Annotated in this window: 13 protein-coding genes, 1 other RNA gene and 1 other annotated feature; of the genes, 4 read left to right on the top strand and 10 right to left on the bottom strand. The window is 44.2% G+C overall.

Annotated elements, in window-relative coordinates; translation table 11 throughout:
• Positions 1-856 (bottom strand) — a sequence feature (16S ribosomal RNA rRNA prediction is too short).
• A gap of 566 nt (positions 857-1,422) precedes the next feature.
• A complete protein-coding gene (locus A5878_RS03140) occupies positions 1,423-1,785 on the bottom strand; it encodes a hypothetical protein (RefSeq protein WP_005227664.1) in 363 nt (120 codons plus the stop codon).
• Between the two features lie 67 nt (positions 1,786-1,852).
• Positions 1,853-2,233: a CvfD/Ygs/GSP13 family RNA-binding post-transcriptional regulator gene (locus tag A5878_RS03135; RefSeq protein ID WP_005227662.1), complete on the bottom strand. Its 381-nt coding sequence runs from the start codon at positions 2,231-2,233 to the stop codon at positions 1,853-1,855.
• A 93-nt stretch (positions 2,234-2,326) separates the two neighbouring features.
• Between A5878_RS03135 and A5878_RS03130 the strand changes: the two genes are divergently transcribed.
• A complete protein-coding gene (locus A5878_RS03130; protein WP_086294575.1) occupies positions 2,327-3,508 on the top strand; it encodes a MalY/PatB family protein in 1,182 nt (393 codons plus the stop codon).
• Positions 3,509-3,598: 90 nt separating this feature from the next.
• On the opposite strand, the gene A5878_RS03125 is transcribed toward A5878_RS03130, so the two are convergent.
• Complete coding sequence (locus A5878_RS03125; protein WP_005227659.1) at positions 3,599-4,186, bottom strand: peptidylprolyl isomerase; 588 nt, start codon at positions 4,184-4,186, stop codon at positions 3,599-3,601.
• A gap of 140 nt (positions 4,187-4,326) precedes the next feature.
• Between A5878_RS03125 and A5878_RS03120 the strand changes: the two genes are divergently transcribed.
• From A5878_RS03120 to A5878_RS03110, 3 genes are all read left to right on the top strand, one after another.
• Positions 4,327-5,304 carry an NAD(P)/FAD-dependent oxidoreductase gene (locus A5878_RS03120; RefSeq protein WP_010748839.1) on the top strand — a complete coding sequence of 326 codons (978 nt, stop codon included), beginning with the start codon at positions 4,327-4,329 and terminating at the stop codon, positions 5,302-5,304.
• 5 nt (positions 5,305-5,309) lie between these two features.
• The gene (gene yqeK, locus A5878_RS03115) at positions 5,310-5,951 is read left to right on the top strand and encodes a bis(5'-nucleosyl)-tetraphosphatase (symmetrical) YqeK (RefSeq protein ID WP_086294574.1); all 642 of its coding nucleotides are present in this window, start codon (positions 5,310-5,312) and stop codon (positions 5,949-5,951) included.
• Between the two features lie 108 nt (positions 5,952-6,059).
• Positions 6,060-6,569 carry a phosphatidylglycerophosphatase A gene (locus tag A5878_RS03110; RefSeq protein ID WP_005227653.1) on the top strand — a complete coding sequence of 170 codons (510 nt, stop codon included), beginning with the start codon at positions 6,060-6,062 and terminating at the stop codon, positions 6,567-6,569.
• A gap of 24 nt (positions 6,570-6,593) precedes the next feature.
• On the opposite strand, the gene A5878_RS03105 is transcribed toward A5878_RS03110, so the two are convergent.
• The 7 genes from A5878_RS03105 to A5878_RS03075 form a co-directional block, all read right to left on the bottom strand.
• The gene (locus tag A5878_RS03105) at positions 6,594-7,265 is read right to left on the bottom strand and encodes a TIGR01906 family membrane protein (protein WP_086294573.1); all 672 of its coding nucleotides are present in this window, start codon (positions 7,263-7,265) and stop codon (positions 6,594-6,596) included.
• Complete coding sequence (locus A5878_RS03100; protein ID WP_010748835.1) at positions 7,262-8,032, bottom strand: TIGR01457 family HAD-type hydrolase; 771 nt, start codon at positions 8,030-8,032, stop codon at positions 7,262-7,264. The genes A5878_RS03105 and A5878_RS03100 overlap by 4 nt, the downstream gene beginning before the upstream one ends.
• Before the next feature lies 1 nt (position 8,033).
• On the bottom strand, positions 8,034-8,654 hold the full coding sequence (locus A5878_RS03095; RefSeq protein WP_005227649.1) for a YutD family protein: 621 nt from the start codon (positions 8,652-8,654) through the stop codon (positions 8,034-8,036).
• 90 nt (positions 8,655-8,744) lie between these two features.
• Positions 8,745-10,127, bottom strand: a complete 1,383-nt coding sequence (locus A5878_RS03090; protein ID WP_086294572.1) for a bifunctional UDP-sugar hydrolase/5'-nucleotidase — start codon at positions 10,125-10,127, stop codon at positions 8,745-8,747.
• 634 nt (positions 10,128-10,761) lie between these two features.
• An RNA gene (ffs, locus tag A5878_RS03085) (signal recognition particle sRNA small type) lies at positions 10,762-10,846 on the bottom strand.
• 30 nt (positions 10,847-10,876) lie between these two features.
• Positions 10,877-11,383: a tRNA adenosine(34) deaminase TadA gene (tadA, locus tag A5878_RS03080; RefSeq protein WP_015509027.1), complete on the bottom strand. Its 507-nt coding sequence runs from the start codon at positions 11,381-11,383 to the stop codon at positions 10,877-10,879.
• A gap of 131 nt (positions 11,384-11,514) precedes the next feature.
• Positions 11,515-11,850 carry a hypothetical protein gene (locus A5878_RS03075; RefSeq protein WP_005227636.1) on the bottom strand — a complete coding sequence of 112 codons (336 nt, stop codon included), beginning with the start codon at positions 11,848-11,850 and terminating at the stop codon, positions 11,515-11,517.
• Between the last annotated feature and the right edge of the window lie 6 nt (positions 11,851-11,856).

Below are 11,856 nucleotides of genomic sequence, written 5' to 3'. Positions count from 1 at the left end.
CCTCCAACACTTAGCACTCATCGTTTACGGCGTGGACTACCAGGGTATCTAATCCTGTTCGCTCCCCACGCTTTCGAGCCTCAGCGTCAGTTACAGACCAGAGAGCCGCCTTCGCCACTGGTGTTCCTCCATATATCTACGCATTTCACCGCTACACATGGAATTCCACTCTCCTCTTCTGCACTCAAGTCTCCCAGTTTCCAATGACCCTCCCCGGTTGAGCCGGGGGCTTTCACATCAGACTTAAGAAACCGCCTGCGCTCGCTTTACGCCCAATAAATCCGGACAACGCTTGCCACCTACGTATTACCGCGGCTGCTGGCACGTAGTTAGCCGTGGCTTTCTGGTTAGATACCGTCAAGGGATGAACATTTTACTCTCATCCTTGTTCTTCTCTAACAACAGAGTTTTACGATCCGAAAACCTTCTTCACTCACGCGGCGTTGCTCGGTCAGACTTTCGTCCATTGCCGAAGATTCCCTACTGCTGCCTCCCGTAGGAGTCTGGGCCGTGTCTCAGTCCCAGTGTGGCCGATCACCCTCTCAGGTCGGCTATGCATCGTTGCCTTGGTGAGCCGTTACCTCACCAACTAGCTAATGCACCGCGGGTCCATCCATCAGTGACGCAAAAGCGCCTTTCAACTTTCTTCCATGCGGAAAATAGTGTTATACGGTATTAGCACCTGTTTCCAAGTGTTATCCCCTTCTGATGGGCAGGTTACCCACGTGTTACTCACCCGTTCGCCACTCTTTTTCTTTCGGTGGAGCAAGCTCCGGTGAAAGAAAAAGCGTTCGACTTGCATGTATTAGGCACGCCGCCAGCGTTCGTCCTGAGCCAGGATCAAACTCTCATAATGATTTGTTTGAATGACCATACGGTCATTAAGCTCATAAAAATTAACTTTGCTAGCTATTGCTTGCATGTATTTGTTTCAATAAATTGAAACGTCCTACACATTGGTTCGTTTGCTTGCTTTGTTCAGTTTTCAAAGGTCTACCGTGCTGTGTTAGCAACTTTTATATCATATCAGAGCGACATTTGATTGTCAACTCTTTTTTAAAAGTTTTTTTCGCTCGTTGTTTTTCAACTTCGTAGCGGCTGTTTCAGCGACTTAATTAGAATAACAAATGATTTGTTATTTGTCAACAACTTTTTTTAATTAATTTTGTTGATCTATCAACATTGATTAACTGTTTTATTATTGCGACTTCGTTATAATATCATCTGTTGCATTTTTGGTCAAGTCTTTTTTTGAAGTTTTTTCAACTGTTGTTTTGACCCGCTGGCTCAATTGCCAACGTTGACTAATTTACCATTCTTCTTGACTCAGGTCAAGGAAATATTTCATTTTATTTACAAAAAGTTTTCAATAAAAAAAAGACCGTCGTAACGGTCTTCAGTCTTTTCGCTAATATTCAGGTGCTAAAAGAACGGAACGCCTTCAATCTCGTAGTCTTCAATGATCTTACGAAAGATATTGGGCTCTTCCCACGCATACCCTTCTGGCAGCTGTTGCGTTTGTCCTGCTTCTTGTGTTTCAAAAACAAATAAAGGAATGTTTTGCGTATCAATATTGCCATTTGTGAGCTCAACGAGTTCGATCGCTGTCACATCAAGGTGGATACGGTCTTTAAACAATTGTAAGATCGTAGCCAAGCCGGTTTTATCTTCAGAAAAATCCGTTGACGCTAATTCCGCAGTGCCTTCGTGTATTTGCATCAAAAATCGTTTCGAACCATTTGCTAAGTGCATCATAACTGTACCCGCTACTTTTTTGGATCCCAAAATACCCACCTCAGTTATTCATCTGTTTGTAAACTAATTTTAGCACATTTTCAGAAAATATGCACGATTATCTGCTGCTGTTTTCTTTTTCTAACATTTCTTTGGCCTCTTTCACCCACACTGGTAAAGCTTCTCCAATCGTACGAAAACCGATCCGCTTATTCTTATTTGTAAAGTAGCGTTTACGCTTAAAGGGTGGCTGAACAAAACTCGTTTCCAATGTACGGCGGGACAAACTGATCTTTTGGCTGTATTCGTCAATATCAATGATTTGTACACGGATCTTTTGCCCGATCTGTAAGACTTCATGGATATTTTTGGTAAACCCAGATTGGATCTCTGAAACATGGATCAATCCCTGTGTTTCCTTATCTAACGAAACAAATGCACCATAGGGTTGAATCCCAGTGACTGTTCCTTCTATAATGTTCCCGATTTGATAATTCATAGTCTTTCCTCTCTTTTCCACTTTCATTATACTTGAACTAGTGGTAGATTTGAAGCATCAGAAACAACGTTGCACAATATAGGAGGGAAACGCATGATCAATTTTGACAAAGTTCATCCGCGCTTAAATACCAATAGCGTCAAATGGGATACCATTGCAAAAACCTATAAGGAAGAAAACTTGTTGCCGCTTTGGGTAGCCGACATGGATTTTCTGGCACCAGAACCTGTGAAAAAAGCTTTAGAAAAAGCAGTTGCCCAAGGGATCTATGGGTATTCCACCATCCCTGATTCGCTGCTTGAATCCATCATCGATTGGCAGCAAAGACGTCATGGTTATACCATCAATAAGGAAGCGATCCTTTTTAACAGCGGTGTCGTCCCTAGTATTGCACTGGCGATCCAAAGTTATACGCAAGAAGGAGATGCCGTATTGATCCACGATCCGGTCTACCATCCCTTTGCCCATGTTGTCAAAAACAATCAGCGGACCTTAATTCAAGAACCGTTACTAGAAAAAGAGGGCCACTTTGTCATCGATTTTGAGGCGATGGAACAAACCATCATCGACAAGAAGGTAAAATTGTTTCTTCTATGTAATCCTCATAATCCTGGCGGTCGCGTGTGGTCAAAAGAAGAACTGCTGACGATCGGCCGTATTTGTCAAAAGCACCAGGTGGTCGTTGTCAGTGATGAGATCCATCAAGACATCGTTTTTGCGCCAAATCACTTTGTTTCTTTCCAAACAGTCGAGCCAAGCTTTGCCGATTTTTCGATCATCTTGACCTCAGCAACCAAGACCTTTAATTTAGCTGGGATCAAAAATTCGATGGTATTCATCAAAGACCAAACCTTGCGCAGCCAATTTGCAAAAACACAAGAACGCAACGTTCAAGGGGAAATCAATACGTTTGGTTTGGTCGCTACTGAAGCAGCGTATCGTGAATCTGAAGCATGGTTAGAAGAACTTTTGTCCTATTTAGAAGCAAATCGCACCTTTGTCTGCGACTTTTTGACTGAACAACTCCCAGCAGTGACCTTTCAAAAACCCGAAGGTACTTACTTGATCTGGCTAGATTTTTCTGCCTATGGCCTAACGGACAATCAGCTGCAGCGCAAACTGATCAAAGAAGCCAATGTCGTATTGAACCAAGGAAGTATCTTTGGTCCTCGCGGCAGTCACCATATGCGGTTGAACTTTGCCTGTCCTAAAGAGCTATTAGAAAAAGCACTCAATCAAATCGCCGCCGCGTTTAAAGACCAACCGATCGGTTAACTCTTTCTTATGAAAAAAAGAACCCTAAAGCTGCCATTTCAACGATCTCCTTGAGGGTGACCGTTGAAACTGCTTTTGGGTTCTTTTGTTTTATTCGCTGATTTCGATCGTTTCGATCACTACATCATGCACTGGACGATCTTGTGGTCCTCGTTGCACGCCAGCGATTTCATCAACGACTGACATTCCTTCGATCACATGACCGAAGACTGTGTGACGGAAATCTAACCAAGGAGTACCACCCGCTTGATACGCTTCGATGATTTCAGCTGGATAACCAGCACCTTCTAATTGACCTAACATGTTGCTAGGAACATTTTGATTGTTTACGATGAAAAACTGGCTGCCGTTAGTATTTGGACCAGCGTTTGCCATGGATAAAGCGCCACGAAGATTGAACAATTCTTTTGAAAATTCATCTTCAAAGCTGCCACCATAGATGCTTTCGCCGCCCATCCCTGTACCAGTTGGATCGCCGCCTTGAATCATAAAATCAGGAATGACACGGTGGAAGATGATCCCATCGTAATACCCTTTTTTCGCTAATTCAACGAAGTTCTTCACTGTTTTTGGTGCCAATTCTGGGAACAATTGTACAACTACATCCCCACGATTGGTTTTGATGACTGCTTTATGGCCAGTTTGTTTTTCTAATGCTAACTGTGGAAATTCAGACACATTAACTCCTCCTTCTCTCTCATAAATCCATGATAGCAGAAAATTGAAAAAATGCTAGTTTGGATAATTTTTGCTATAATGAAGCTATTCGTACACTACGAACACGCTTCACCCCAACGTGGTTAGAAAAGAGGAATAACATGGATATTTTTGATATAACGATTATCGGCGCGGGACCTAGCGGGATGTTTTCTGCTTTCTATGCCGGTATGCGTAACGCCAAAACCAAGATCATCGACAGCTTGCCGCAATTAGGCGGTCAGCTTGCTACTTTATACCCAGAAAAATACATCTACGATATCCCAGGTTATCCGAAAATCAAAGCGGGCGATCTTGTCCAAAACCTGGAAAAACAGTTGACGACCTTCAATCACCAATATTGTTTAGAAGAAACCGTCTTGTCGGTCGAAAAACAAGAAGACTATATCGAAGTCACCACCGACAAAGGAATCCATTACTCGAAAGCCGTGATTTTGGCTTTAGGAAACGGCTCCTTCCAGCCGCGCAAACTGACTTTGCCAGAAAGCGAGCGTTTTGAAGGATACGGCTTAGACTATTTTGTCACCGATTTAATGAAGTATGCTGGACGCAAAGTAGCGATCGCCGGTGGCGGCGATTCTGCCATCGATTGGGCATTAATGCTGGAGCCGATCGCTAGTGAAGTCTACTTGATCCATCGCCGTCCTGAATTTCGTGCCCATGAACATAGCGTCAGTAAATTACAGGCTTCTGCCGTCAACATTTTGACTCCTTATGTGATCCAAGAAATCCAAGGAGAGCAACGTTTGACTGGTGTCTCGTTGCAGCAAGTCAAGGGTGATGAAACGGTCAGCCTTTCATTGGATGCTTTGATCGTCAATTACGGTTTTTCTTCCACATTGAACATCAAGGATTGGGGCATGAAAAGCAGTCGCCAAGGAGTCTTCGTCTCTTCAGATATGAGCACGTCTGTTCCTGGGATCTATGGCTGTGGGGATGTCGTTTTATACGATGGAAAAGTCGACCTGATCGCTACTGGTTTCGGGGAAGCCCCAACTGCGGTGAACAATGCGCTCCACTACATCGATCCCAAAACGCGGACACAACCTGCCCACAGTACGAGTCTTTTTAAGGAGTAGCTGAGATGAAACAAGCTGGTCAACGTCAACTTGCCGCCTATACTCTCCCTTTACAGGGCAAGACCCTCACTGAGCAAATGGTTCAGTATCTGGAAGCCTTCGATCATGCCGAAACGGCGGTCCACAATCTAGCCGTTGCCCAAGAAGCCAAACGATTGGCAGAACGGTTTCAAGTCAATGCGGAGAAAGCTTACTTGGCAGGACTGCTGCACGATGTCAGCGTCGTCATCCCTAATGACCAGCGAATCGCCTTGCAGATAGCAGTAGGCGAACCGATCTTAGATGCGGAGCGGCAAGCACCTTTTTTGCTGCATCAGCAGCAATCCGCTTTGTTGGCAAAAACGGTTTTTCAGGTGTCTGATCCAGACATTCTGTCCGCCATCAGCTGTCATACCACCTTAAAGGCCCAATATAATCGTCTCGATCTGATCGTTTTTTTAGCCGACAAAATCAAATGGGATCGCAAAGATCAAGCGCCTTTCTTAACCGGCTTATTAGACCGCCTCGATGATTCCTTGGAAGCCGCCGTTGGGTATTATATGGACTGGCTTTTTGCTGGTGACTTGGTGGTCCCCCATCCTTGGGCAGTGGCAGCCAAAGCAGAACTAGCCAACACCTGTGCTTCAGTGGATGTCAGAAGGGATTAAAACCCAAACGGCATGGCCTGCAACTGGAATAGGGCACTACTTATGATCGCAATCCATCAGTCGCATGTTGACTTTTGAATAAACTATTTTTACATGGAGGGGAACTATATGGTATTAGAAAGCAAAACACTTGAAGACAAAGCAAGAGAATTGTTGGCCGACCGCGGTGTCTCGTTGCAAGACATCGGTGAACTGGTGATGTTCTTGCAAAAAGACTACATTGAAGGCATCACCTTGGAGATGTGTATCGAAAGCGTCAACGCTGTCTTAAGCAAGCGGGAAGTCCACAACACGATTTTAACGGGGGTCCAATTGGATATTTTGGCAGAAGAAAATCAACTGCTGCATCCACTGCAAGAAATCGTTAAAGAAGACGAAGGGCTTTATGGGATCGATGAGATCCTCGCTCTATCCATCGTCAACGTGTACGGCTCGATCGGCTTTACTAACTACGGATACATTGATAAAGTCAAACCGGGTATTCTGAAAGAACTGAACAAGCACGACGGTCCCCGCGTTCACACCTTTTTAGATGATATCGTAGGTGCCATCGCAGCTTCTGCCGCAAGTCGCTTAGCCCATCAACACCCAAGTAAATCTCATTACATTACGCAATAAAAAAAGACCGACGATTCGCCTCCCTCAAAGGAAGGGGATCGTTGGTCTTTTTTTCATTGCGCTGTTTTTTTTCAAGCCTCGTTTGCCCCACCAATAGAAGGCAAAAAAGAAGACTTCAATCAAGACGAAAAAGAGAATAAAGCAATGCATGAAAAACGTTTCTGGCAGCACGTTGATGATCGGATCGGTGGCTGGATTAAACAGCCAATCGTCGTTACTGAAGAAAATCTCATGGAACGTAACGAAAAAGCGGTCAAAGCCGACAGCCATCAAAAACCCGAAAATCAGCGGCAAAATCATTCCCCATTGAAAGGGACGAATCAAGCGCCATTGCTGTTGTTTTTGCCGTAACCGATTGACGAACCAGATACTGGGCAGCAAAGTGACGATCATCACGGCATAATTTAATAGAAACAACTGCTTAACATCGTAAAAATGCCCAGCGCCAGCTTCAGACATTGGAAAATCTGGCAAGGCGAGCGTACTTGCAAAGGGATTGTTTAGAAAATCTAACAATAAGCCATAGTTCTTCAACAACTCTTCTCTTGATAGCGAGGTATAATCCAGCAGATTCAAGTGATCGACATCAAACCAATATAACGGTCGAAAATTGATCGTTAGGGTGATCGCCAGACTGACCAAAAACAAAAACAAGCAGACAAATCCTAAGCGTTCAAGCCACACTTGTTTTTTCATTGTTCAAAATCCCACTCATCTAAAGAATCAACCACATAGGTTGGTGCTACTGGTAATGTCGGAACTGCCGCTTTCGGGGTAAAGCCAGATAATACGAGCAAAGAATCGATCCCGTTTTGGATCCCCGAGCGAATATCGGTTTCGTAATTGTCCCCCACCATCAAGACCTCTTCTTTTGATAAGCCGATGTGTGCCACCGCTTTTTCCATAATGATGGCTTCTGGTTTGCCAATAAAGATCGGTTGCGTTTGGGTGGCAGTCTCCACCATTGCGATCAGTGAACCTGCACCAGGTAATAAACCTCTTTCCGTCGGGATATTTTTGTCGGGATTGGTCCCGATAAAGGTTGCTCCTTTTTGGATCGCTAACGTTGCTAAAACAAATTTTTCATACGTCACGTGGTTGTCTAAGCCAACCACGACATAATCTGGGTTGGTTTCCTCCCACTCAAACCCAGCAGCTAAGATCAAATCGATCAACCCCGCTTCGCCGATCACAAATACTTTGCGGCCTTTGCCATGATCTTTCATAAAATCGATCGTCGCCAAGCTTGCGGTATAGATCGTTTCTGGTGCCACATGGATCGAAAATTCATCCGCTAATCGCTGCGCCACGACTTCGGGACTGCGGGTCGTATTATTGGTCACAAATAAATAGGGCAGTCCTTTTTCTTGTAAGGATTCTACGAAGCGTTTCCCAGCAGGGATCGGCGCTTTTCCTAAATAAATCGTGCCGTCTAAATCAATCAAATAGCCTTTATATTTCATCTTATTCTTCCCTTTGTCGAATCGTAAACTCTTTTTTGCCTTTTTTCACCGTGGTTGTTTCGGTTTTTTTGACGTTCTTTTCTTTTGGTTTACGATTTTTGATCGTTGGTTTGCTTTTTTTCTGCGGTACGGTGTCACGCTTTTCTTCTATATGGGCGTTTTGTTGTGCGTTTTGATTTTGATTGTTTTGGGTTGGCTTTTTCTTGCGTCGGCGGGAGGTACTTTTTTCTTTCTTGCCGCCAACTCGTTGGATCACGAAATAGGCACAACCGAAGTTGCAATACTCATACAAATAGTCTTCCAGCATGTCGATACGCTGATCGGGTAATGCTTTGCGGTTATCCTTTTCAAAAAAGCCTTTCAAACGCAGCTGCTCATAACCCCAATCGCCTACGATATAATCATAACGTGCCAACACTTCACTGTAACGCTCGCCAAGTTTTTCTGGATTGAAGCCTTCACGATAATCCATGACCAATTTGTATTGTCGATTGCCAATCATTAATTCTTCATCATTTAACAAAGTCACCAACTCGCCTTTTTGCGGTTGTTTCGCTGGTTCTTCAATAATTTCTTCTAGTACAGATGTCATTTCATCTGTGATCGTTTGTTTTTCGGTCATTTTTTCACCACCTGCTGTTTATTATACCTTGTTTTATTCCCCAATGATAGTCGCGGTTTTCTCGCAAAAACCAGCTGAAGGAGTGACGAACTAGTGAATGGGGTATTTCTGACTCAGGTAATCACCGACCACTGTGCGAATAAAGTCTGGAAAAAGAAACTCAACGGTTCCAGCAATCTCGATCGTCGGGAAAAACGGAATAAACAAGTAGTGATCCACAAGGGTCAACGTGTAGCTTTGAGCAGGATCGACGGGCTCTTGTTTCCACAATACTTGGTGGTTTTTTTCATCAAAGCGGATGCCTTCATAAACCAGTTCGCCAAAAATCTTCCCTCGAAAACCCATCCCCATAATTGGGAAATTGCGCAAAAAGTTGCGATTTTTTTCCATTTCTAAGACCAATCGAATGACATCCGCGCCTTGCAGTGTCACCCGAATCAAATGCATCGGATGGGGTAAAATCGTGTGCAGTTGATCTTGATCGACCCGTCCTTGCGGCAAATCATCTAAAAATAGCCCCGTATTTAAGATGGCAGCATCCGTCTGTCCTTTGGCACATAATGCCAAAAGCGCCTCCCGAACCAAGGAATGTTCACTTTGCCAATCCCTCGTAAACGCTGCTGGAATTTCTGCCACCTGATTTGCCCGCAGCAAGCGATGGCCGATCGATAGGTATTCGGCGATCTCTTCCTCATCTTGCGGAAAAGCCACCAACGAATCCGTCGGAATCACACGGGCGCGATGCTTGATTGGGCGGTGGTGATCATCTAAGACCACTTCGACTTCGCCAATGTTAAAACCAAACTTGCCAGCTGCCCCAATTTGAACGCCATTGATGACTTCGCCCTTTTCAAACAAATGGTGCGTGTGGGAACCTAATATGACATCTAGTTCTGGAAAGTCCCTCGCAATCTGACGGTCAGCATTGATGCCTAGATGGCTCATCAAGACCAGCAGATCGACCTCGGGGCGCAAATGCTGCACCAATGAAGGCAAAATCTCCAAAGGTTCGCGAATGTCCCAGCCGTTTGGGGCATATGTCAGCGGAAACGGTGCTGTAAATGCGATCAGGCCGATTTTGGCGCCTTGATTGCTTTCCATGATTTTGTATTCTTGTGCCCACTTCGGCGGACGTAAATCCTGTTTATCAAATAAATTGCCTAAAATGACAGGAAATTCTGCTTGGTCATATAAATGCTGCAAGACCTCTTTGGGATTGCCGACCCCTTCATTGTTCCCAATCGTCACCGCATCGTAATGTCCTTGATTCATCAAATCGACATTCGCCTTGCCGTCAGTTGCTTCTGTCAAAGGATGCCAGCGATCGACAAAGTCGCCTAAGTCGACCGCGATCACTGTCTCTTCGGTCGTATCCGCTTCTCGTTTTCTTTGATCCAAATAACGCCGCATCTTCGGCCAATGTTCTAGGTGGGAATGCAGATCGTTCGTATGGATAATCGTAATTTTTTCCATTGTGCGCCTCTTTTCAAATACGTCGCCTGAAATCACTATCCATTTCTCTTGGCATCAAGGGTTGCCAGTAGAAAGACGACGGAAGTCTCTACAAAATAAGCATAGCATAAAATCTCTGGGAAACCATTGGAATGCTTGGAAAAGAATGGTGACTTTTTGTAAACAAGAAACAGTTACAGTGACAGTTGTTCAAAAGAAAAAATCACTTTTCTGACTGTAAAAAGGAAAGTGATTTTTTCTGGTTATTTGGGGGAATTGCAACCGATAACACGGCGGCGGCAATTTGTTGAAGCGAAAATAAAGAGTTCTTGAAACGACGATTCTATCGAATATCGAGAGCAGGTATTCCATGTTTCAGTTCGTCAGAACTACTGATTCTTTGAGAGTACAAAAATCGCCAACGGAAAAGTTATCAGAGTAAGGTTCTAAACAGGAATAAAGCCTTTGTATCAAAAATACAACTTAACCCTCTGAGAGCTGCTATCGATTTCCTAGATTTAAAGCAGAATACAATTAGAACAGCCCTTGGTGTCACAAAGACTTTCAGACAATAAAAAACCCTAAGACAGTCTGTCTCAGGGTTGAATGATCATCGATTCAATTAGTACTACTGCTTTCTTCAAAACAAGCAGTTTTTCAATCAGACACATGGAGAATCCTGCTTAGTGCTGCTTCCTTCCGGATCTGACACGCTTCACAAGACCTCCATTGTCCTAGCCTTTCGGCAAAACTTAGTATAACGTATTTCGTTAGAGATTGCCAGCCTTTTTTTGTTTTTTCTTTTCTCGTAATGCTCGGAAAAAATCTGTTAGCAGCTGGCCGCATGCTTCTTCTAAAATGCCGCCTTCCACATAGGACCAATGGTTGAAGCGCTCATCTTCCAATAAATTCATCAATGTACCAGCAGTGCCGCCTTTGGGATCGTAGGCACCAAAATACACTTCTTCCACCCGTGCCAATAACATCGCCCCACTGCACATCGGGCATGGTTCCAAGGTCACAAACAGCTGCGCTTGTTCTAAGCGCCAACTTCCGACAGTGCGACAGGCTTCTTCGATCGCAAACATCTCCGCATGCGCTGCGGCTTGCTGCTGCGTTTCTCGTAGATTGTGTCCACGACCAATGATTTTACCATCCAAGACGACGACAGCACCGATCGGTACTTCTGCCAACCCTTCTGCTTTTCGGGCTTCTTTGATTGCTTCTTCCATAAAGAACGCTTTTTCCTCGGCAGTCAAGGTACTTGTTTTTTCCACGACTTCACTTTCACTCCTCTACCTCGCACCATTTCGTGCATTTCCTTGTTAGTATAACGAAAAACGCTTAGAAAGACGAGAAAAACTCGCAAAGACCGATGTCCCTGCGAGTTTCAAATGGAATGATTGGCTTAAAAGACGGAATCAACAAAGCTCGTCAACTTGTCTTTGACATGTTCTGTCGAATCTTTGATATTGTCTCCGTAAACAGAGATTTTGTTGCGGCCTTCATTGACTTTTTTCATCACACCTAACAACGAATCCAATTCATTGTCAGACAAGCCGTCTACGACATCCAGCAATTTTTCATTGCCGTTGAATTTGTCATCGACAAATTTTTTTACTTTGTGTCGGTTGCAAGCGAAGCGTACTTTATTGAATACTTTGTCTGATACAACGACGGCAGTAGTGATCCCAGCGATCGCTGCAATGCTTAATCCAATCGTTACTTTTGATGATGTTTTCATATCGAT

This window comes from Enterococcus sp. 3G6_DIV0642 (assembly GCF_002140635.1).
GTDB lineage: Bacteria > Bacillota > Bacilli > Lactobacillales > Enterococcaceae > Enterococcus_D > Enterococcus_D casseliflavus.
This window is presented reverse-complemented; position numbering and strand designations above follow the sequence as displayed.